At 64.6% G+C, this 22,778-nt stretch carries 19 protein-coding genes; 17 read left to right on the top strand and 2 right to left on the bottom strand.

Annotated elements, in window-relative coordinates; all coding sequences use genetic code 11:
- The first annotated feature begins 21 nt into the window (after positions 1-21).
- The 17 genes from KW836_RS01550 to KW836_RS01470 all read left to right on the top strand — a co-directional run bounded on the left by KW836_RS01550 (position 22) and on the right by KW836_RS01470 (position 19,318).
- Positions 22-798, top strand: a complete 777-nt coding sequence (locus tag KW836_RS01550; protein ID WP_175139475.1) for an enoyl-CoA hydratase — start codon at positions 22-24, stop codon at positions 796-798.
- 258 nt (positions 799-1,056) lie between these two features.
- Positions 1,057-2,610 carry a DUF1254 domain-containing protein gene (locus tag KW836_RS01545; protein ID WP_175125097.1) on the top strand — a complete coding sequence of 518 codons (1,554 nt, stop codon included), beginning with the start codon at positions 1,057-1,059 and terminating at the stop codon, positions 2,608-2,610.
- Between the two features lie 394 nt (positions 2,611-3,004).
- Positions 3,005-3,418, top strand: a complete 414-nt coding sequence (locus tag KW836_RS01540) for an ATP synthase subunit I (RefSeq protein WP_063955419.1) — start codon at positions 3,005-3,007, stop codon at positions 3,416-3,418.
- An 82-nt stretch (positions 3,419-3,500) separates the two neighbouring features.
- A complete protein-coding gene (gene atpB / locus KW836_RS01535; RefSeq protein WP_056564907.1) occupies positions 3,501-4,382 on the top strand; it encodes a F0F1 ATP synthase subunit A in 882 nt (293 codons plus the stop codon).
- Positions 4,383-4,500: 118 nt separating this feature from the next.
- A complete protein-coding gene (atpE, locus tag KW836_RS01530) occupies positions 4,501-4,743 on the top strand; it encodes a F0F1 ATP synthase subunit C (protein ID WP_003815363.1) in 243 nt (80 codons plus the stop codon).
- Positions 4,744-4,887: 144 nt separating this feature from the next.
- A complete protein-coding gene (locus KW836_RS01525) occupies positions 4,888-5,358 on the top strand; it encodes a F0F1 ATP synthase subunit B (protein ID WP_008167494.1) in 471 nt (156 codons plus the stop codon).
- A gap of 12 nt (positions 5,359-5,370) precedes the next feature.
- Positions 5,371-5,910, top strand: coding sequence for a F0F1 ATP synthase subunit delta (locus tag KW836_RS01520; protein WP_175139473.1), 540 nt, complete (start codon positions 5,371-5,373; stop codon positions 5,908-5,910).
- 28 nt (positions 5,911-5,938) lie between these two features.
- On the top strand, positions 5,939-7,480 hold the full coding sequence (gene atpA, locus KW836_RS01515; protein ID WP_105237121.1) for a F0F1 ATP synthase subunit alpha: 1,542 nt from the start codon (positions 5,939-5,941) through the stop codon (positions 7,478-7,480).
- Positions 7,481-7,578: 98 nt separating this feature from the next.
- Positions 7,579-8,484 carry a F0F1 ATP synthase subunit gamma gene (gene atpG / locus KW836_RS01510; protein WP_105237122.1) on the top strand — a complete coding sequence of 302 codons (906 nt, stop codon included), beginning with the start codon at positions 7,579-7,581 and terminating at the stop codon, positions 8,482-8,484.
- 43 nt (positions 8,485-8,527) lie between these two features.
- Positions 8,528-9,928, top strand: a complete 1,401-nt coding sequence (atpD, locus tag KW836_RS01505; protein WP_175125099.1) for a F0F1 ATP synthase subunit beta — start codon at positions 8,528-8,530, stop codon at positions 9,926-9,928.
- Positions 9,929-9,937: 9 nt separating this feature from the next.
- Positions 9,938-10,363, top strand: a complete 426-nt coding sequence (locus tag KW836_RS01500; RefSeq protein WP_056327609.1) for a F0F1 ATP synthase subunit epsilon — start codon at positions 9,938-9,940, stop codon at positions 10,361-10,363.
- Positions 10,364-10,650: 287 nt separating this feature from the next.
- A complete protein-coding gene (locus KW836_RS01495) occupies positions 10,651-11,484 on the top strand; it encodes a helix-turn-helix domain-containing protein (protein ID WP_255595058.1) in 834 nt (277 codons plus the stop codon).
- Between the two features lie 123 nt (positions 11,485-11,607).
- Positions 11,608-12,681 carry a uroporphyrinogen decarboxylase gene (hemE, locus tag KW836_RS01490; protein ID WP_218342265.1) on the top strand — a complete coding sequence of 358 codons (1,074 nt, stop codon included), beginning with the start codon at positions 11,608-11,610 and terminating at the stop codon, positions 12,679-12,681.
- 336 nt (positions 12,682-13,017) lie between these two features.
- Positions 13,018-15,123, top strand: a complete 2,106-nt coding sequence (locus KW836_RS01485) for a primosomal protein N' (RefSeq protein WP_218342264.1) — start codon at positions 13,018-13,020, stop codon at positions 15,121-15,123.
- Between the two features lie 350 nt (positions 15,124-15,473).
- Positions 15,474-17,537, top strand: a complete 2,064-nt coding sequence (locus KW836_RS01480; RefSeq protein WP_218342263.1) for a UvrD-helicase domain-containing protein — start codon at positions 15,474-15,476, stop codon at positions 17,535-17,537.
- Positions 17,538-17,720: 183 nt separating this feature from the next.
- Complete coding sequence (locus KW836_RS01475; RefSeq protein WP_218342262.1) at positions 17,721-18,575, top strand: class II glutamine amidotransferase; 855 nt, start codon at positions 17,721-17,723, stop codon at positions 18,573-18,575.
- A gap of 125 nt (positions 18,576-18,700) precedes the next feature.
- On the top strand, positions 18,701-19,318 hold the full coding sequence (locus KW836_RS01470) for a hypothetical protein (RefSeq protein WP_218342261.1): 618 nt from the start codon (positions 18,701-18,703) through the stop codon (positions 19,316-19,318).
- Positions 19,319-19,393: 75 nt separating this feature from the next.
- Here KW836_RS01470 and dapD read toward each other — a convergent pair whose 3' ends face one another.
- Both dapD and KW836_RS01460 read right to left on the bottom strand, forming a co-directional pair.
- Positions 19,394-20,371, bottom strand: coding sequence for a 2,3,4,5-tetrahydropyridine-2,6-dicarboxylate N-succinyltransferase (gene dapD, locus KW836_RS01465; protein ID WP_175186071.1), 978 nt, complete (start codon positions 20,369-20,371; stop codon positions 19,394-19,396).
- Positions 20,372-21,622: 1,251 nt separating this feature from the next.
- Entirely contained in the window at positions 21,623-22,753 is a 1,131-nt protein-coding gene (locus KW836_RS01460; protein ID WP_175186070.1) for a M20 family metallopeptidase, read from the bottom strand.
- Positions 22,754-22,778 lie beyond the last annotated feature (25 nt).

Raw genomic sequence — 22,778 nt, 5'->3', positions numbered from 1 at the left:
ATCTTATTACCGGAGACATTCATGAGCGAGTCGTTTGTACTGGTCGAAACCCGGGGCCGAGTCGGCCTGCTGACGCTGAATCGTCCCAAGGCGCTCAACGCGCTGAACGATCAGCTCATGGATGAACTCGGCGCCGCGCTGCTCGCGTTCGAGGCCGATCCCGAAATCGGCTGCGTCGTCATCACCGGCAGCGAAAAGGCCTTTGCCGCCGGCGCTGACATCGGCGCCATGAAAGACTGGTCCTACATGGACGTCTACGGCAGCGAATACATCACCCGCAACTGGGAAACCCTCAAGCGCATCCGCAAGCCCGTCATCGCCGCGGTCGGCGGCTATGCGCTCGGCGGCGGCTGCGAACTCGCCATGATGTGCGACATCATCATCGCCGCCGACACCGCCAAGTTCGGCCAGCCCGAAATCAAGCTCGGCGTCATTCCCGGCGCCGGCGGCACGCAACGCCTGCCGCGCGCCGTCGGCAAGGCCAAAGCCATGGACCTCGCGCTGACCGCCCGCATGATGGGCGCCGAAGAAGCGGAACGCGCCGGTCTCGTCTCGCGCGTCGTTGCCGCCGACAAGCTGCTCGAAGAAGCCCTCGACGCCGCCACCGTCATCGCCTCCATGTCGCTGCCCTCCGTCATGATGGCCAAGGAATGCGTCAACCGCGCATTCGAGGGTTCGCTCAACGAAGGTCTGCTGTTCGAACGCCGCGTCTTCCACTCGCTCTTTGCCACCGAAGACCAGAAGGAAGGCATGGCCGCGTTCACCGAAAAGCGCAAACCCGACTTCAAACACCGTTAATCCTTGTTACGTCCAGGCCTGCATCCACAGCAGGCCCTTCATTGCCCCGCGCGCCCTATGACGGCGCGCTTTTTCATGGCCATCTACGGGCAATCCCCAGGTTTCGCCTTGAAACTTCTGGCTAGCACCTTGTTGCAGACTTCGGCCCTATCCTGATTGAGCGTCATCCCGAGGTGCCGCGCCAGAGCGGCTTGCCCCCCACACTGGCAAGTCCCGCGCGGCGGCTCGATTGCAAACAAAATCAAGAAGGAGCCTTGCATGCGTATACCTACCGCTACCCGCCGGCTGTCCACGGCTGCGCTCGCCGGCGCGCTCAGCGTCTGCTTTCTCAATGTTGCCCAGGCTCAATCGCCGCAGTCCACGCTGCGGCTGGTCTCCGAGACGCCTTATCAGGCCGGCCAGGCCGCCGCACCGCAGATGAGCGAGGCCGAGTTGCGCGACACCGCCATCGACGCCTACGTCTATGCGTATCCCATGGTGCTGATGGAACTGGCCCGCCGCCAGGCCACGGCCGTGCAAAGCCCGCTGGACGGCAAGGCGCCGATGAACCAGTTCGGCCACAAGGCCGCCTTCCCCGACCCGCGCGCCACCGACGCGCCGTGGCCCAGCGCCGACGCGCTGTATTCCAGCCTGTGGTTCGACGTCTCGCGCGCCCCGCTCATCATCAGCCTGCCTGACACCGGCGGCCGCTACACCGTGCTGTCCGCGCTGGACATGTGGAGCGACGTCTTCGCCTCGCGCGGCACGCGCACCAACGGCCATGGCGCCCAGTCCTTCGCCATCGTCGGTCCGCACTGGAACGGCACCGTGCCGGCGGGCGTCGACGTGATCCGCGCCCCGACCTCGACCGGCTGGCTGATCGGCTGGACGCAGGCCGGCGGTCCGCAGGACTACGCCGCGGTCAATCAGATCCAGTCCGGCATGACGGCGCGTCCGCTGCTGGTGCCCGTGACCCCGGCCACCACGCCCCGCGGCCGCAATGCCGGCAACGCCTTCCCGCAGACCGGCTCCAGTGTTGGCACCGCACCGATCGGCAGCACGCTGCCCATGCCGGCCCCGGCGACCACCGTACCCGATGGCACCCCGGCCGAGCAGGTCGCGGGCATGGATGCCGCCTCGTTCTTTGCCGTGTTCTTCGACGCGCTGCGCAACAACCCGCCGCATGCCAACGACACGCCCATGCTGGACCGCATGCGCCGCATCGGCCTGGATGACCGTCAGCCCTTCTCGTATGGCCGTCTGAGCCCGGCCGTGCAGCAGGCCCTGACGGATGCGCAACCGCTGGCGGGCCGCCGTATCGCCGACAACGTCTCGCGCCTGGCCACACCGATCAACGGCTGGAACACCGTGCTGACGGGCATCGGCACCTACGGCACCGACTACACGCGCCGCGCCGCCATCGCCTACGCCGGCCTGGGCGCGCCGACGCCGGAAGACGTGCTGTATCCGGTCACCGTGTCTGATTCGAAGGGCCGTCCCCTGGACTCGAACGAAGACTACGTGCTGCACTTCGACAAGGGTCAACTGCCCCCGGCGCAGCTCTGGTCGCTGCATGTCTACAACAGCAAGTACGGCTTTGCCGAAAATCCGGCCAACCGCTACGTGATCCGCAGCACCGACGGCCTGAAGTACAACGCCGACGGCTCGCTCGACATCTACGTCCAGCGCCGTGACCCGGGCGAGTCCAAGCGCGCCAACTGGGTCAGCACGCCGGCCGCCGATGGTCCGTTCGTGCTCAGCATGCGCCTGTACGCGCCGCAGAACAGCGCCCTGGACGGGCAGTGGGCGCCGCCGCCGGTCAAGGAAGACTAAGGTCCGGCAAGGGCGCGTTCGGCAAGCGCCCGTCTGTGAAGCCCATCGGGCGCGCGGTTTCCTGCAAGGGGCCGCGCGCCTTTTCATGAGGGGCGCGCGCTTGCGGACACGCCTCGGCGGGCCGCTCGCTCGTCCCCAATTTTTCTGTCGCAAGCGGGCGTTGTTGCCGCCTTACAAACGGCCGAAAGTTCATTTGCTAGGGTGCAAAAAACCAAGCTATACTCTGCGGGTTTGACGCTTGCGGGATAAGAAACATGCGCCTAAAAAAGCGCGTCGATTCCCTCAGGGCCAAGTTAAGCGGGGAAGTTTGATGCAGCAGAGCTCCATGCAGCAAGGGCAGGGGAAGAAACCCGGTCTGAGGCCCAGCCTGGATCAGGATTCGATCGATCCGGATGTGGTGGAAGTTCTGGTACTCAGTGACGCGGATCGCGCGGCGCTGAATGCACAAGCTAGCCGTGGGCTCTTGTTGGCATTGGCGGCGCAAGGCGCCATGGGGCTCGCAGCAGCAGTAATAGCGGGGGTTGTCGGAGGGGCGGCGGCAGGTTGGTCGGCGCTGGCGGGGGCAGGAGCGTATTTCATACCCAATGCGTTGTTCGCATTGCGCCTGGCTGTCAGCGTTCGGGCCGGTAAGGCCAGTCCCTTTACCTTTCTCTCTGGTGAGTTGATCAAGTTGTTCGCAACGGCATTGCTGTTGTGGCTGCTTTCGCGTGTGACGCATGACTGGCTTGTGTGGCCTGCCGCGTTGCTCGGTCTGATACTCACATTGAAAGGCTATCTCCTGCTTCTGATGTTCCGCAGGCTGTCTTAGCGCCGAGTAAGTTGCGGCAAACGAAATCGTGGAATCGTCCGGTTCGCAAGGACCGGGCATACAGCAAATAGGATAGGTTCAAATGGCTGCTGCCAGCGACGTGTCGCCTCAATCCGCGTATATTCAGCATCACTTGGTGCATCTGAACAATACGGGTGAGAAACAGAGCGCTATTGCTCAGTTCGACATCATCAATTACGACTCGTTGTTCTGGTCCGGCCTGATGGGCCTGATCGTCATTTTCTTCCTGTGGCGCGCCGCGCGCCGCGCCACCAGCGGCGTTCCTTCCCGCTTCCAGGCCTTCGTGGAAATGATCGTCGACATGGTCGATGACCAGGCCAAGGGCATTGTCCACAATGCCAAGAGCCGTCTTTTCATCGCCCCGCTGGCCCTGACCGTGTTCCTCTGGATCATCCTGATGAACGCGCTGGACCTGCTGCCCGTCGACCTGCTGCCCTCCATCTGGCGCCTGACCGGCCTGGGTGCTGAGCACGGCGATCCCCTCTATTACCACCGCATTCTGCCGACCGCCGACCTGAACGTGCCGATGGGCATGTCGCTGGGCGTGCTGCTCCTGATGTTCTACTACGGCATCAAGATCAAGCAGCCGGGCGGCTTCGTCAAAGAACTGTTCACCGCGCCGTTCCATGCGCATGGCCTGGGCGCCATCGTGCTGGCTCCGTTCAACCTGCTGCTGAACCTGATCGAATACGCCGCCAAGTCCGTGTCGCTGGGCATGCGGTTGTTCGGCAACATGTTTGCCGGCGAACTGATCTTCATGCTGATCGCTCTCCTGGGCGGCGCCTGGACCGGCTTCAACGGCGCCAGCATCGGCTTGGGCATCGGCCACATCCTGGCCGGCTCGATCTGGGCAATCTTCCACATCCTGATCGTTCTGCTCCAGGCCTTCATCTTCATGATGCTGACGCTGGTGTACCTCGGCCAGGCTCACGAAGGCCACTGATCCCCCGAATTTCCGGTGTCGGCCACCCGGCCGGCATCGGATAGCAAGATTATCTTGCATTGAGCTGTACCTCTTATTTTTCAATTTTTGACTTCAGATTTCTAACCAAGGAGTTGTCATGACCAACGTCGCTTTCGTTGCCCTCGCTTGCGGTCTTATCATCGGTCTGGGCGCTATCGGCGCTTGCATCGGCATCGCACTGATGGGCGGCAAGTATCTGGAAGCTTCGGCTCGTCAGCCTGAACTGATGAACGCTCTGCAAACGAAGATGTTCCTGCTGGCTGGCCTGATCGACGCGGCATTCCTGATCGGCGTGGGTATCGCCATGCTGTTCGCCTTCGCCAACCCGTTCGTCGGCTAAGGCACCGCCCGCCGGCAAATAGGTGGGTCATGACGCTGTCGGCGATGAGAGCAACGGCTCCATCGCCGGTCAGCAAAGTATCGAGTGCTCCGCGACGCCCCTTTCCGGGTGCGGTCGGAGCCGCAAGGTGTTAAAGGAACGACCGTGAATCTGAACGCGACGATCATTTTCCAGATGCTCGTGTTCTTCGTTCTGGGCTGGTTCACGATGAAATTCGTGTGGCCTCCCCTGACGAAGGCGATGGACGAGCGCCGCCAAAAAATCGCCGACGGCCTGGCCGCCGCCGAGAAGGGCAAAGCCGACTTGGCTCAAGCCCAGGCGCGCGTCAGTCTGATCGAGGCTTCTGCCAAGTCCGAAAACCACGCACGCATCATCGAGGCCGAGAAGCAAGCCGCCTCCCTGATCGAACAGGCCCGCCGCGAAGCGGAAGCCGAACGTGCCCGCATCGTGGCGCAGGCTGCCCAGGATGCCGCGCAGGAAGTCCAGCGCGCCCGTGAAGCGTTGCGCGACGACGTCGCCGCGCTGGCCGTCAAGGGTGCTGAACAGATCCTCAAGCGCGAGGTTGACGCCCGCGCACACGCCGAGCTGCTGAACCAGCTCCGCGCGCAGCTCTAATCCGGGACCGTCATGGCTGAACTTTCCACTGTTGCCCGGCCCTACGCTGAAGCGCTCTTCAGCGCAGCGCGCGACGACAAGGCCGGTTTGCCGGCGTGGGCCGACCTGGTCAGCGTAATGGCTCAGGTCGCCTCCAACCCCGACGTGCGCGAGGCCATGGCCGACCCGCGTCTGGGTGACAAGCAGCGCGTCGAACTGTTTACCGGCCTGATCAAGGCCGATTTTCCGCAGGCCGCCCGTAATTTCATCGAGCTGCTGGTCGAAAACGACCGGCTGCTGCTGCTGCCCGAGATCGCCTCGCAATTCGTCGCGCTGCGGAATCGTCACGAAGGCACGGCGCAGGCGGAAATCACCAGCGCGTTCGAGCTCAGCGATGCCCAGGTCAAGGATCTGGTCGGCGCGCTCGAACAAAAATTCGGCCTCAAGCTCAAGCCCAGCGTTACCGTCGACCCGTCGTTGATCGGCGGCGTGCGCGTGGCCGTCGGCGACCAGGTGCTCGATACTTCCGTACAAGCCCAATTGGTCCGCATGCGCGATCAGCTCGCCGCTTAAGGCTACTAACAGGATTCCAGGAGTCAATATGCAACTCAATCCCTCCGAGATCAGCGAACTGCTCAAGAGCCGCATCGAGGGCCTGGGCGCTTCGGCTGATGTCCGTACTCAGGGCACCGTCGTGTCCGTGACCGACGGTATTACCCGCATCCACGGCTTGTCCGACGTGATGCAGGGCGAAATGCTCGAATTCCCCAACAACGTTTTCGGTCTGGCGCTCAACCTCGAGCGTGATTCCGTCGGCGCCGTTATTCTGGGCGACTACACCGGCGTTTCCGAAGGCGACCAGGTCAAGACGACCGGCCGCATTCTGGAAGTTCCGGTCGGTCCGGAACTGAAAGGCCGCGTGGTCAACACGCTGGGCGAGCCCATCGATGGCAAGGGCCCTGTCAACGCCAAAGAAACCGACATCATCGAAAAAGTGGCGCCTGGCGTTATCGCCCGCCGCTCGGTGTCGCAGCCGCTGCAAACCGGCGTCAAGGCTATCGACTCGATGGTTCCCATCGGCCGTGGCCAGCGCGAACTGATCATTGGCGACCGCCAGACCGGCAAGACCGCCGTGGCCGTCGACACGATCATCAGCCAGAAGGGCAAGGGCGTCACCTGCGTGTACGTCGCTATCGGCCAGAAGGCTTCGACGATCAACAACGTGGTCCGCAAGCTCGAAGAGCACGGCGCGATGGAATACACCATCGTCGTGGCCGCGTCGGCTTCCGACTCCGCCGCCATGCAGTACCTGGCCGCTTACGCCGGCTGCACGATGGGCGAATACTTCCGCGATCGTGGCGAAGACGCCCTGATCGTTTATGACGATCTGACCAAGCAAGCCTGGGCCTACCGCCAGGTCTCGCTGCTGCTGCGCCGTCCGCCGGGCCGCGAAGCCTACCCGGGCGACGTGTTCTACCTGCACTCGCGTCTGCTGGAGCGTGCTGCTCGCGTCAACGAAGAGTACGTCGAGAAGTTCACCGAAGGCGCCGTCAAGGGCAAGACCGGTTCGCTGACCGCGCTGCCGATCATCGAAACCCAGGCAGGCGACGTGTCGGCCTTCGTTCCGACCAACGTGATCTCGATCACCGACGGCCAGATCTTCCTGGAAACCGACCTGTTCAACGCCGGTGTCCGCCCCGCAATCAACGCCGGTATCTCGGTGTCGCGCGTCGGTGGCGCTGCCCAGACCAAGGTCGTCAAGAAGCTGTCCGGCGGTATCCGTACCGACTTGGCGCAGTATCGTGAACTGGCCGCCTTCGCGCAGTTCGCCTCTGACCTGGACGACGCCACCCGTCGCCAGCTCGAGCGCGGCAAGCGCGTCGTTGAACTGCTCAAGCAGCCGCAATACCAGCCGCTGCAAGTGTGGGAACTGGCCGTCACGCTGTACACGGTCAACAACGGCTACCTGGATGACGTGGACGTGGCTCAAGTGCTGTCGTTCGAGAAGTCGCTGAAGGATCAGCTCAAGAGCAAGCACGCTGCTCTGATCCAGCGCATCGAAGACACCAAGGAACTGTCCAAGGACGACGAGGCCGAACTGGCCGCCGCCGTTCAGGAATTCAAGAAGCACGGTGCTTTTTAAGAAAGTGATGGGTTAGGCGTCCCAGGCGCCTCACCCATCCTTCCCGGATGGTTGAGGCGCGAGCGGAACCCATCGGCCAGTCTTCACAGGAAAGCGCAATGCCCGGAATTAAGGAAATCCGAACCAAGATCAAGAGCGTGCAAAACACGCGCAAGATCACCAAGGCGATGGAAATGGTCGCCGCATCCAAGATGCGCAAGGCGCAGGAGCGGATGCGTGCAGGCCGTCCGTACGCCACCAAGGTGCGCGAGATTGCTGCGCACCTGATGCAGGCCAATCCCGAGTACAGCCACCCGTACCTGGTCGAACGCGAAATCAAGGCGGTCGGCGTGGTCATGGTGACGACCGACAAGGGTTTGTGCGGCGGCTTGAACACCAACATCACGCGTGTGACGTTGGGCAAGCTGAAAGAGTTCGAGAAAGCCGGCATCGCCGTGCAGGCGACCGCTTTCGGCAACAAGGGCGTGGGTGTGCTGACCCGTATCGGCGCCAAACTGGTTTCCCAGGAAGTGCAACTGGGCGACAAGCCGCAACTCGACCGCCTGCTGGGCGCGATCAAGGTGCAGCTGGACGCCTACCTGGAAGGCCGCATCGACGCGCTGTACGTGGCCTCGACCCGCTTCGTCAACACGATGAAGCAAGAGCCCCTGTTCCTGCGTCTGCTGCCGTTGGCCAGCGGTTTGGAAGATCCGTACCAGACGGGCGCCGATAGCCTGGCCAAGACCTCGGAAGTGAAGTCGGAATACAGCTGGGATTACATCTACGAACCCGACGCCCGTAGCGTGATCGACGACCTGCTGCAGCGTTACGTTGAAGGCCTGCTGTACCAAGCCGTGGCCGAGAACATGGCTTCGGAGCAGTCGGCCCGGATGGTCGCCATGAAGGCGGCGTCGGACAACGCCAAGAAGGTCATCGGCGATCTGCAACTGGTCTACAACAAGACCCGTCAGGCCGCGATCACCAAAGAAATTTCGGAAATCGTAGGGGGCGCTGCCGCCGTTTGAGGCAGGCAGCATCCCGTCAAAAGCTATCAAGCAAGGAATCGACATGAGCAACGGAACCATCGTTCAGTGCATCGGCGCCGTGGTGGATATTCAGTTCCCCCGCGATCAAATGCCCAAGATCTATGAAGCGCTTACTCTGGCCGACGAGGGTTCCTCGTTCGCCGAAAAGGGTCTGACGCTGGAAGTGCAGCAACAGCTGGGCGACGGCGTGGTACGTACCATTGCGCTGGGCTCCAGCGACGGTCTGCGCCGCGGCATGAAGGTCACCGGCACGGGCGCCCCGATCTCGGTGCCCGTCGGCACCGGCACGCTGGGCCGCATCATGGACGTGCTGGGTCGTCCCATCGACGAAGCCGGCCCGATCCAGCACGAAGAAAAGCGTGGTATTCACCAAGCCGCTCCCCGTTTCGACGAACTGTCGCCGTCGGTGGAACTGCTGGAAACCGGCATCAAGGTTATTGACCTGGTGTGCCCGTTCGCCAAGGGCGGCAAGGTCGGCCTGTTCGGCGGCGCCGGCGTGGGCAAGACCGTGAACATGATGGAACTCATCAACAACATCGCCAAGCAGCACAGCGGTTTGTCGGTGTTTGCCGGCGTGGGTGAGCGTACCCGTGAAGGCAACGACTTCTACCACGAAATGGAAGAGTCGAACGTTCTGGACAAGGTCGCCATGGTGTTCGGTCAGATGAACGAACCCCCCGGCAACCGTCTGCGCGTCGCGCTGACCGGCCTGACGATGGCCGAGAAGTTCCGTGACGAAGGCCGCGACATCCTGTTCTTCGTGGACAACATCTACCGCTACACCTTGGCCGGTACCGAAGTGTCCGCACTGCTGGGCCGTATGCCGTCCGCCGTGGGTTATCAGCCCACGCTGGCCGAAGAAATGGGCAAGCTGCAAGAACGCATCACGTCGACCAAGACCGGCTCGATCACCTCGATCCAGGCCGTGTACGTCCCTGCGGACGACTTGACCGACCCGTCGCCTGCCACGACCTTCCAGCATTTGGACTCCACCGTCGTGCTGTCGCGTGACATCGCCGCCCTGGGTATCTACCCGGCCGTCGATCCGCTCGACTCCTCCAGCCGCCAGCTCGACCCGCAAGTCGTCGGCGAAGAGCACTACTCGGTTGCCCGTGGCGTGCAGCAGACGCTGCAGCGCTACAAGGAACTGCGCGACATCATCGCGATTCTGGGCATGGACGAACTGTCGCCGGAAGACAAGCAGGCCGTGGCCCGCGCGCGTAAGATCCAGCGCTTCCTGTCGCAGCCGTTCCACGTTGCTGAAGTGTTCACCGGTTCGCCCGGCAAGTACGTTCCGCTGGCCGAAACCATCCGTGGTTTCAAGATGATCGTCAACGGCGAGTGCGACTCCCTGCCGGAACAGGCGTTCTACATGGTCGGTTCGATCGACGAGGCCTTCGAGAAGGCCAAGAAACTGCAATAAGGAACCGATATGGCTACCCTGCATGTGGATGTGGTCAGCGCAGAGGAAGCGATCTTCACCGGCGAGGCGAAGTTCGTGGTTCTGCCTGGCGAGTCGGGTGAACTGGGCATTCTGCCCGGCCACACCCCGCTGATCTCGCGCATACGCCCCGGAACGGTCAAGATCGTTCGTGCCGACCAAGGCGAGGAAAACATCTTCGTCGCCGGGGGTATCCTGGAAGTTCAGCCGGGCAGCGTGACGGTCCTGGCCGACACGGCTATCCGTGCCGCCGACCTCGACGAAGCCCGCGCCCTGGAAGCGCGCCAGAAGGCCGAACTGGCCCTGGCCAACGCCAAGGACAAGGCTGACATCGCTGTCGTCGAAGCCGAGCTCGCCATGCTGGCTGCGCAAGCCATCGCGGCGCGCAAGCTGCGCCAAGGCGGCCGCTCGCACTAAAGCGGCAATGCGGTTTCCGGGCATGTCCCGGCGTACAAAAAAGCGGCCCTGGGGCCGCTTTTTTTCATTCCTGCTTATTGCAGGGTGTCTGACACCTGAATGCGTCCGATATTTTTGCAGGGTGTCTGACACCTGAATGCGTCCGATATTTTGCCGAGCCCGCGCCAACCTGCGCCGCCCCACGGCGCTACGCCCTGTAGCGGCCTGCCGCAATGCGTTCACTACGAATAGTCGGCACGGGGTCTGCAACAGTAGCCTTCAGTTTTTGCGATGCAAACGAGGAAGGCATGCGAGACGTGCTGGATTGCGGGGTGCTGCTGGCGCCCGGTCATGAATCGACGATGGGCGCCTGGATCGCCGGCCATCAGGCCAAGGTGACGCGTGTGCGGCTGCATCCGGTGTCCCTGGCTCCGCCGGCGCTTGCCGAGGCGCCGCCGGACTCCCTTGCACAGCAGGCGTTGTCGCTGCGGCGCTATGACGCTTGCATTCTTCCCGTGGCGCCGTCTTCGCTCGCCTGGGCCCGCATGGCCTTGCAGCAGGCGCGCGGCGCGCTCACGACGCCCGTTCTGCTGCTCATCCACGACGTCAAAGCGCCCGCCATTCTGGACTTGCTCAGTCTGGGCGCGGCGGACTTCATCTCGCAGCCGGTGTGCGTCGAGAGCCTGCGGGTGCGGCTGGTTCGCCTGGCTCGCCGCGGCGCCGTGCGCCGTGCCGGCGTGACGGGTAGCGTCCATGAGCATCCCGTCAACTATCTGGGCGAGCATGCAGAGGCGCAGAGCGCCGAGCACGCGGTATATCCGCCCCACGCATCTCGCGCGGGATCCGCGCGTCCAAAGGTGCCGGCCGACATCGTCGAGCACGCCTTGAGCAGCTTGCGGCACCAGTACCGGCGTGGCGTGCCAGAAACATTCCGGGCGGCGAAGGCGCAGGTGGTGAACGGCTTCGAGCGCGAATACATCCGTCACGCGCTGTCGCGCCACGGCGGCAACGTCGCGCAGGCCGCACGTGCTTGCGCCAAGCACCGCCGCGCGTTCTGGGCGCTGATGCGCAAGCACGGCATCGAAGCCGCGCCTTACCGTCAGGCGGCGCTGGCCGCGGCGCGGATGCACGACATGGGTTGATTAACCAGGCGGCACGCCCGCAGCCGCCGCCCATTGCGCCCGCTCAACCCCGTCAACGCGGGCGCGGCCCGCCTTGTCAGCCAAGGGAAGTAAACTCACGGCTTCCGATCATCGAGGTTAGCCGTGTCTGCTCCCCGTTTGAAGAACGATGTGTTCTTGCGCGCCCTGATGCGCGAACCCGTGCCCTACACCCCCATCTGGCTCATGCGCCAGGCGGGTCGCTATCTGCCCGAGTACCGCGAGACGCGTGCGCGTGCAGGCTCGTTCATGGGGTTGGCGCAGAATCCGGACTATGCCTCGGAAGTCACGCTGCAGCCGCTGGAGCGCTACGACCTGGACGCGGCCATCCTGTTTTCGGACATCCTGACCGTGCCCCACGCGATGGGCCTCGGGCTGGACTTCGCTGAAGGCGAAGGCCCGCGCTTTGCGCATCCCATCCGCACCGAAGAAGACGTCGCGCGCCTGGCGGTGCCCGACATGGACAAGCTGCGGTACGTGTTCGACGCGGTCAGCACGATCCGGCGTGATCTTGACGGCAAGGTGCCGCTGATCGGCTTTGCCGGCAGCCCGTGGACCATCGCCTGTTACATGGTCGAAGGCAAGGGCAGCGACGACTACCGTCTTATCAAGACCCTGCTGTATTCGCGTCCCGATCTGCTTCACCGCATCCTCGAGATCAACGCCGAAGCCACGCTGCAATACCTGAACGGCCAGATCGCCGCCGGCGCGCAGGCCGTCATGCTGTTCGACAGCTGGGGCGGGGTGCTGGCCGACGGCCTGTTCCAGCAGTTCTCGCTGGCCTACACGAAGAAGGTCGTCGCCGGTTTGACCCGCGAGCACGAAGGGCGGCGCGTGCCGGTCATCGTCTTCACCAAGGGCGGCGGCCAGTGGATTGAAGACATTGCGGCCTGTGGCAGCGACGCAGTGGGCCTGGACTGGACTGTGGATCTGGCGGTGGCCCGGCGCCGCACCGGCGACTCGGTCGCGTTCCAGGGCAATCTGGATCCGATGGCGCTTTTTGGCGGTGCCAGCGCCATTCGCGCGGAAGCGCGCCGCGTGCTGGACGCGTTTGGCCCGGTGGGCAAGGGCGGCCATGTGTTCAATCTGGGACATGGCATTTCGCGCTTCACTCCGCCAGAAGCTGTAGCTGAATTGGTCGATGAAGTCCACCAGTACAGCCGCGCCTTCCACGCGTAAGTAAGTGAACGCTTCGGCCCCAAGGACCGAAGCAGATGGGCCGCCCGGGCGACTTGTGCACATTAAATCCGGGGTCGGGGAAAACCCTCCCCAAGCTGGCTTACAATCTGGAAACCGGCTTCAAGTGCTTGTTTTATATCGGAAAATGTCGCTTATCAACAGGGATGCAATAGTTTGTGCATTCTTGCCATATTCCAATTTCTGATGTTGCTCTCGCCTTTTCCCCAAAGTTATCCACAGGCGCCGGTGGATCAATGGCGCGGCGGCGAGCGAGAATCCTCCAACGTGGCGCCGAGCGGTCCTCATACTTTCGGCTAGTCCTATTTCATTAGATCAATGTCCCCCGACTCCATGCCTGACGCGCAAGCCAATCCCGACACCGCAGCGGTGTGCTGGGTGCGCGTCGCGCTGGACGTGCCGCTGCCCGGCCCGTTCGATTACCGCAGCGACGCGCCGATTCCGGCCGGCCTGCGGGTGATCGTTCCGTTCGGCCGGCGCAAGATGATTGGGGTGGTCGTCGACAACCCCGCAGAGCCGTCTTTCGAGCCCAAACAGATCCGTCCGATCGAGGCGGTGCTGGACGATCTGCCACCTTTTGACGAAGCGTGGTTGCGCATGGCGCGCTTTGCGGCGGACTACTATCAACGCCCGTTGGGCGAGGTGATGCTGCCCACGCTGCCGCCGCCGCTGCGCAAGCCCACGTCCTACCAGGGCAAGCGGTCCGGAGAAGGGCCCGTGGCGCGCATGGATGCGCGCAAGCGCAAGACCGCGCGCGCGCCGGCCACGCCGGATCAGCCGCCGGCGCTGAACGAGGCCCAGGAGGCGGCGGTGCAGGCCATCGGCGCGCTGGGAGGCTTCAAACCGGTGCTGCTGCACGGCGTGACGGGCAGCGGCAAGACCGAGGTCTACCTGCGTGCCGCCGAGAAAGTCCTGGCGGCGGGGCGGCAGGTGCTGCTGCTGGTCCCGGAAATCAATCTGACCCCTCAACTCGAAGCCGCGCTGCGGGCGCGTCTGGAAACGCTGGTCGGACCCGAGGGGCTGGCGGTGATGCACAGCGGGCTGTCCGACGGCGAGCGGCTGCAGGCGTGGACCCGCGCCCAGCGCGGCCAGGCCCGCATGCTGCTGGGCACGCGCATGTCGATCTTCGCCCCGCTGACCGAGCTGGGCCTGATCGTGGTCGACGAAGAACACGATACGTCCTACAAGCAGCAGGACGGACTGCGCTATTCGGCGCGCGACCTTGCCGTGTGGCGCGCCCACGATCTGAACATTCCGGTCGTGCTGGGGTCCGCCACGCCGTCGCTGGAAACCTGGCAGCACGCCGAGCGTGGCCGTTACCTGCGCCTGACGTTGCCCGGCCGCGCGCGGTCCAGCGAGCTGCCCAAGATCCGCCTGGTGGATACGCGCCGCCTGCAGATGAAGCAAGGGCTGTCGCCGCAGCTGCTCGAGGCCATCGGCCAGCGGCTCGAGCGCAAGGAACAGGTGCTGATCTTCCTGAACCGGCGCGGTTATTCGCCGGTGCTGCATTGCCAGTCCTGCGCGTGGGTCAGCAATTGCCCGCGCTGCACGGCCTTTACCGTGCTGCATCGCACGGACTTTCGCGGCCATCGCCTGCAGTGCCACCACTGCGGCTATCAGGCCCCCGTGCCGCGCGCCTGCCCCGAATGCGGCGACCAGGATCTGGCACCCATGGGCCGGGGCACGCAACGCGTCGAGGAACACCTGGCCGAACTCTTTCCCGAGGCGCGCATCCTTCGCATCGACGCCGACAGCACGCGCAAGAAGGGCAGCGCCGAAGCGCTGTTCGCGTCCGTCCACGCCGGCGAGGTCGACATTCTGGTCGGCACGCAGATGGTGGCCAAGGGGCACGACTTTGCGCGGTTGGGGCTGGTCGGCGTGCTGAATGCGGACTCTATGCTGTTCGCCCATGATTTCCGCGCGCCCGAACGCCTGTTCGCGCAGCTGATGCAGGTGGCCGGCCGCGCGGGCCGCCATCAGGGCAACGGCGAAGTGCTGATCCAGACCGGCTATCCCGAGCAGCCCGTGTACCAGGCCTTGCTGCGCCACGACTACGCCGGGTTCGCGCGCCACGCGCTGCACGAGCGCGAAAGCACCGGCTTGCCCCCTTACGTCTACCAGGCGCTGCTGACCGCCGAGGCGCGCGAACTCAAGGTGGCGCAAGCGTTCCTTGAGCAGGCCCGCGTGCTGCCCGAGGGCGAATGGGCGGCCGATTTTCCCGGCATGGACGCGATCATGCTGTACGACCCCGTGCCGCTGCGCGTCGTGCGCGTGGCCAACATCGAGCGCGCGCAGCTGCTGGCCGAAAGCAGCAGCCGGCCGGCGCTGCAGGCGTTTCTCGCATCGTGGTCGCATCACCTGCCTTATCTGGCGAACGAGGCGCGCGTGCGCTGGCAACTGGAAGTCGATCCGCTGGAAATCTGATAAGCGATAGGGCGGCCCGCTCGTGCGACGGGGCGCCGCGGCCCCGCGCCGCTGGCTGGCTGTCGCGCATCGCAGGACTCCCCGTGTACCGTTCGCCGCTGCGACGATGCGCCGGTGTTGCACACCTGCGGCCACGTGGGGCGCCTCTGCGGCAACCCGCCGATGCGCCTTCGACCCGATTGTTCTATGATCGTCTTCCTCTATCGCGCCGGCGCGGCAGACCCGCTGCGGCGGCTGCGCCCGTCCCCTTTTTCTCGCGTTTTTCCGGCCCATTGACGGGCAGCGGCAGGCCTCTCGCGTGCCGGCTGCGTTGGCATGGCCGCCGCGACGCATGACGATCTGAATCTCCAATGTCCGCAAGCGAACCGATTGGCCACGGCATGAATCCCGCGCAGCGGGAGGCGACGCTCTACCTGGACGGCCCTTGCCTCGTCCTGGCGGGCGCCGGCAGCGGCAAGACGCGCGTCATCACGCAGAAGATCGCGTACCTGCTGCGCGAATGCGGCTACATGGGCCGCAACGTCGTCGCGCTGACCTTCACCAACAAGGCCGCCCGCGAAATGGACGAGCGCGTGAAGACGCTGGTCGACCGCAGGCTGTCCAAGGGCCTGATCATCAGCACCTTCCACTCGCTGGGTGTGAAGATGCTGCGCGAAGAAGCGCGCAACGCGGGCCTGAAACCCACGTTCTCCATCCTGGACGCCGACGACGCCATGGGCATCATCCAGGAACTGCTGGCGACCACCGACAAGGCCCGCCTGCGCCACGTGCAGGGCATCATCTCGCTGTGGAAGAACGCGCTGCTGGAGCCGGACGACGCCGCGCGCGAAGCCATCACCCCGGGCGACGTCGAAGCCGCCAACGTCTATCGCAGCTACGCCGCCACGCTGGCCGCCTATCAGGCGGTGGACTTCGACGACCTCATCCGCATTCCTGCACAACTCCTGGCCAGCAACGAAGAAGTGCGCACCCGCTGGCAGAACCGCGTGCGCTACCTGCTGGTGGACGAATACCAGGACACCAACGTGTGCCAGTACCGTCTGGTGCAGTTGCTGACCGGCCCGCGCGCCATGTTCACCGCCGTGGGCGACGATGACCAGGCCATCTACGCCTGGCGCGGCGCCACCATCGAGAACCTGGCCAAGCTGACCACCGACTACCCGAACATCAAGCTCATCAAGCTGGAGCAGAACTACCGTTCGGTGCAGCGCATCCTGGCAGCCGCCAACCAGGTCATCGAAAAGAACCCCAAGCTCTTCGAAAAGAAACTGTGGTCCGAGCTGGGCGTGGGCGAACCGATCCAGGTCTCGGCCATGGACGGCGAGGAGCAGGAGGCCGAATCCATCGCCATGAAGGTGTCCGCCGCGCGCTTCGAACGCCAGGCGCAGTGGAAGGATTTCGCCATCCTTTACCGCAGCAATCATCAGTCGCGCATCCTGGAACAGGCGCTGCGCAACTTGAAGATTCCGTACACGATCTCCGGCGGGCAAAGCTTCTTCGACAAGGCGGAAGTGCGCGACATTCTGGCCTACCTGCGTGTGCTGGCCAACGACGATGACGACCCCGCCTTCATCCGCGCGGCCACCACGCCCAAGCGCGGCATCGGCCAGGCCACCTTGCAGGCGCTGGGCCAGTACGCCGCCAGCCGCGAACTGTCGCTGCTGGCCGCCGTGGCCGAGACCGGCCTCGAAAGCGTGCTGGCGCCGCGCCAGATTGACCAGCTGCGCACCTTCGCGGAATTCATCCGCCGCATGCAGTGGCGCGCCGGCCGCGGCGCGGCCTCGGGCAAGGACGCGGCGCCCGCGGAACCCGCGGGCGCCATCCTCGACGACCTGCTCGAAGCCATCCAGTACGAACGTCACCTGTTCGAACTCTTCGAAGAGCGTCCCGCGCAGACGCGCTGGCAGAACGTTCTGGAGCTGACCGGCTGGCTCAAGCGCAAGGCCGAGGAAGACAACATGTCGCTCTTCGATCTGGTGCAGCACGTGGCGCTGGTCACGATGCTGGAGCGCGGCGAGGAAGAAGCGCCCGACGCCGTCAAGATGTCCACGCTGCACGCCTCCAAGGGCCTCGAATACCCGCACGTGTATCTGGCCGGTGTGGAAGAAGGCCTGCTGCCGCATCTGGGCAAGGACGACGAAGTCGGCGATCCTGCGCGCGCCGCCGAAAACCTGGCCACCCGCATTCAGGAAGAACGGCGCCTGATGTACGTGGGCATCACGCGCGCGCAGCGCAGCCTGCACCTGAGCTGGTGCAAGCGCCGCCGCCGCGCGCGCGAAGACCTGGTGCGCGAGCCGTCGCGCTTCATCGAGGAAATGGGCCTGGGCGACGTGCGCATTCAGGAGGACGACGCGACGGCCGCCATGAGCCCCAAGGAGCGCATGGCCATGCTGAAGGCGCTGCTGAACAAATAGGGGCGGGGCGGACCAGGGGCGCGACACACAGGGGCGCGATACACAGGCCTCCACACACAGGGGGCTACAAACCCGGCGCAACACGCGACGGCATTGCAGGCGAAGACGGGGGGCGTAAGCCAAGACTTGAAGGAACGCGCGCCCCGCTCCTACACTGGCCTATCCGGATAGAAGGAGCGCATCATGTGCCGTTGGCTGGCTTACACCGGTAGTCCCCTGCAGATGGAGAGCGTGCTGTTCAACGCCAAGCACTCGCTCATCGAACAAAGCCTGCATTCCCGCCTGGGCGCCACCACCACGAATGGCGACGGTTTCGGGCTGGGCTGGTACAGCCGCCCCATCGAAGGCCGCCCCATCGAACCGCCGTTCCGCTATCGCAGCGTGCATCCGGCCTGGAACGACCGCAATCTGCGCGAGGCCGCCCGCGCCATCCACGCACCGCACTTCGTCGCGCACATCCGCGCCGCCACCGATACCCCCGCGCAAGAAACCAACTGCCACCCTTTTCGGCACGGCCAATGGCTGTTCGTGCACAACGGCCTCATCCGCGACTACCCGCTGCTGCGCCGTGATCTGATGCTGATGATTGCGCCCGCGTATTTCGGATCGCTGGAAGGCTCCACGGATTCCGAGGTGATGTTTCTTCTGGCCCTTACGTTCGGCCTGGACGAAGACCCTATCCCCGCAATCGCCCGCATGGTGGGCGCGGTCGAGGAAACCGGCCGGCGCCACGGCGTGGCGCATCCCATCAACATGACCGTATGCGCGCTGGACGGCGAGCGCCTGATCGCGGTGCGTTATTCCAGCGAAGGCGACTCGCGCACGCTGTTTCACAACACCTGCGTGCGCCACCTGCGCGAACTCTACCCCGACAACGCGCAGATCGCCGCCATGGACGACGATGCCTTCCTGCTGTTGTCAGAGCCGCTGTCGGACATGGCCGGTGTCTGGGAAGAAGTGCCCGAATCCACCGCGATCATCGCCGGACGCGGCGACGTGCAGCACATGCGTTTTGCGCCGATTCCGCCGGGCGAGTGATTTCCGTTCAACGTGCGGGAATTGGGGTCATCAAGCACGTATTCCGCATATGGGGGAGAATACGGCTCGCAAGACATTGCGACGTCCTGGGCCGCGATAGCACCCCAATCCATTCAGGAAGTTGCATGACAGATAGAGAAACCCCGCAGGCCATAGACGCATTCGCGGTGTTTACCCGCACGGGGAGCGCCCCGGATTGCTTTGAATTGCACGAAAACGGAGTCGTCAGCCAGGAAGGCGGCGCCCGCACCTACACCGCATTTGCGGACATCCAGGATCTCTGCCTCTACACCGGCCAGCCGGACTCGCCAGCAGGATCCGCCGACCGCCTGGCGTACCGCAGCGCCGCGCAAGGCGCCTGGACAGTCGCCACCGGCATCGACGAATTCCCCGCGTTCATGGACGCCTTCCGCTCCCACTACGTGGGGCGCCGGCTGCCGGTTCTGGAATCGCTGACCGAGCAGGGCGCGCGCGTCACATTCCGTTATATCACCGGCGGCACCTTCCCCAACCTTGAAACGCGCGAAGTGTCCTTGTCCGCACAAGGCCTGCACATCGACGGCGTCACGTGGCCCTACGAGTCGCTGCAGCCCATCGATCTGAACGACTGGACCGACACGGTCACCCTGCAGGACGACAGCGGCAAGACGGTCTTCTCATGCCGCGTGGCGCGCATCCTGAGTTCCGACCTCTTCGTCAACCTGGTGTACAACCAGCTGGGGCAAACGGCGGAATACGCCTGACGCCAAGGCGCCGGCTCGGGTGACCGAGCGCACGCCGCATGATTGATATGGCCGCTCGCAGCGGCCATATTCCATTCAGTGCCCCGAATGCAGCGCGGGATTCAACGTGCCCCACGCCGCGGTCCGCACCAGCGCTTCCACCGCGCCGGTCTGCGAGTTGCGGCGGAACAGCAGCCCGTGCTGACCGGCCAGCGACACCGCCTTGACCACCGCGCCCTCCGGCGTCAGCACCCGTGTGCCGGCGGTGACGTAGCAACCGGCCTCGACCACGCAATCGTCGCCCAGCGAAATGCCGATGCCCGAATTGGCGCCAAGCAGGCAACGCTTGCCGATGGACACCACCTGCTTGCCGCCACCCGACATGGTCCCCATGATCGACGCGCCGCCGCCAATATCGGTGCCATCGTCCACGATCACGCCCGCACTGATGCGGCCTTCGACCATGGACGCGCCGAGCGTGCCGGCGTTGAAATTGCAGAACCCTTCATGCAGCACGGTGGTGCCCGGCGACAGATGCGCGCCCAGCCGCACACGCGCCGTGTCCGCGATACGCACGCCACTGGCCACGACGTAATCGGTCATGCGCGGAATCTTGTCCACGCCGCGAATTTCCAGAACCTGCCCGGTGGCGCGCAGATGCCAGCGCAGCGCGTCAACCTGATCCACCGCACAAGGCCCCACCGAGGTCCACGCGACGTTGGCGAGCACGCCAAACAACCCATCCAGATTGGCGTCATGCGGCCGGATGAGCCGATGACTGAGCAGATGCAGACGCAGATAGGCGTCGTGAGCATCAGCGGGCGGCTCGTCGAGCGAGGAAATGGCGGTGCGCACGGCAACGATATCGACCTTGCGGCGCGTGTCCCGGACGAGCGCCGTGGCCACGTGCTCGCCAAGCGCGGCGCGCGCTTCCTCAGGCGTCAGATGACGAGTCCCGGTGGGAGGGGCGTTGTCGGCGAGCGAGGGACGCGGATACCAAGTGTCAAGGATGGTGCCGTCGGCGGCTAACGTGGCTAGGCCGTAAGCGATGGCGCTGGTGGGGGCGGCGGACATGAGAGATGGTGGGGGATGGCGATTTTGGTGGGCGACATTCTAGGCGAATGGGTCTGGGTGTTGGTGGTTTTGTCTGCGGATTTAGCTTTACCTAGGTGTCTGACACCCGCTAAGACGGTGATCCGAGTTGAGGGTCGTCTTCCCAGGGTGTCTGACACCGGCCCTCGAGACATCAGCCTTTCGTGACGACAGGTCTTCGTAGGTCGCCCGACGCCGTGGTCACCGGGGAGGCGAGCGCCCACGATTGCGGTCCGGAGCCTTCGCTCCGGACGTCCCCTTCGTCATCTTCGTCCGCCTTCGGCTCCCTTCAGATTCCCTCGGGCGCATCGACGGCGCTCGCCTCCCCGGTGACCACGACGCCGTGCTACGAGGGTCTTTGGTTTGTGGCGCTACAAGACCTGTGGTCAGGGAAGGGGATCTGCGGGGCCGCCTGGTTGCTGCCGCCCGGACGGCGGCAACCCGGCATTGGGCCGGTGGGGCGTCGTGGCGGTGGTCGCTTGCGCGCTGGTGACGGTTGGCTTGCTAATGGGCCGCCGTCACGGGGGGAGGGGCGGTGATGGGCGGCGCGGCGACGGTCAGCCACAACTTGCCGACCGGTTCGCGCCGCCCATCGGGCACTGGGATTCAATTGACGATTAATGGCGGCTCCGCTTGAACTTGGCGAGAGCGTCTGCCGCGGCCGGTGTCTGACACCGAATCGATTGCCGTCGCTGCCTGAACCTGCCGATAGCGTCTGCCGCTGCCGGTGTCTGACACCCTCGGGAGATGCGCTTGGTATCACTTGAATCTCACCTAGGTGTCAGACACCTAGACCAAATGCAGCCACACGCGAAGCGCCATCGCTACGCCGCAAGACACCGCGTAAGTCTCCGGAGGCCGCCCGCGCGGCCGAACGGAGACGGGCCCCGCAAGATGCTTCTGGCCCGAAAAGATCTACACAAAAATGCCAAGCACGCTGATCGTCCCAGCTGCCTAAAGACTTGAATTGCCAGAGTCCGGTGCGGTGGCGGCCCGGGGTGCGCGGGGCGTCGATAAGCCCGAGGGAATCGGAAGGCAGTCGCCGGAGGCGACAACGACGATGACGACGGGGCAGTCCGGAGCGAAGGCTCCGGACCGCAATCGTGGCCCCGCGCACCCCGGGCCGCCACCGTGCCGGACGTCTTAAGAACTCAACCACCCGCCCGCCCGCCACCGTGCCGGACGCCTCAAGAACTCAGCTCTTCGCGCAACAAAACGCGAAAAACCAAACCCTTAAGCCAAATCCCGCAGCAGCAATTCCCAAAACTTCAACCGCTGCTCCAACGTAGACACCAGCACATACTCATTCAACGTATGCGCGCCATCTCCATCAGCTCCCAACCCATCCAGCGTCGGAATACCCATTGCCGACGTGAAGTTGGCATCGCTGCCGCCACCCGTCATCGGCGCATCTTCAAGCAAGAAGCCCGCGCGATCCGCAAACCCCTGCACCAAGGCCAGCAACGCAGCCGCCGCCTCCGTCTTCACCATCGGCGGACGGTTCAGTTCCACGTCGATGTCCAGTTCAACGTCCGGACCCACCGCGCACAGTTCACGCATCCGGCGCAGCACGTCTTCCGCGGCGCCCATGTCAGGCACCCGGAAATCCACCACGCAGCGGCACAGCGCCGGAACCGTGTTCGTGACCGTACCGCCCGCGATGGTCCCCACGCTCACCGTGATGCCACGGTCGTAGTCCGTCATCGCTTCCAGCGCCAGCACCTGGTGCGCCATCTCGCGGATCGCGCTGCGGCCCTTCTCGTGTTGCATGCCTGCGTGGGCCGGGCGGCCCTTCACGTTCAGATTCAGCATGCCCGTCCCCTTGCGTGCCGTCACGCACTTGCCGCCGTTGGGGCGGGCCGGTTCGCACACCAGCGCGTACTTGGCATTGGCGGCGAAGCGTTCGATATGCGCGCGCGAGGCGTGGCTGCCCGTTTCTTCGTCCGGCACCACCAGGAAATCCACCGGCAGTTGCGTCGCGCCCGGACGCGCCACGCCGGCCAGCGCCGTCAGCGCCAGATAGATGCCCGCCTTCATGTCATAGCTGCCCGGGCCGTAAAGACGGTCGCCGTCGATGCGCACCGGGTTTTCCAGCAGCGTGCCCACCGGATGCACCGTATCCATGTGCGCCAGGATCAGGATGCCCGGACGCGTATCGCCCGGCGCGCGGTTGGTCGCGTACAGCAGCGGGCCCGTCGTGGGCCCCAGCGACGACAGCTCCACCGTCAGGCCGGCCGCAGCCGCGTAGTCGGCGATGATGCGCGCCATCGCGGCGATGCCTTCCGGGAAGTTCGACGGCGACTCGCATTGCAGCCAGCTTTGAATGCCGGCGACGATCTGTTCAGTGCTCTGGGTGTTGGACATGGCGGTATCGGATTTCAGCAATGGA

Origin of the sequence: Achromobacter sp. ACM05 (assembly GCF_019218915.1) — a bacterium.
Taxonomy (GTDB): Bacteria; Pseudomonadota; Gammaproteobacteria; order Burkholderiales; family Burkholderiaceae_B; genus Achromobacter; species Achromobacter animicus.
Note: the sequence above shows the minus strand (reverse complement) of the source record. Positions and strands in the feature narration are given on the sequence as shown.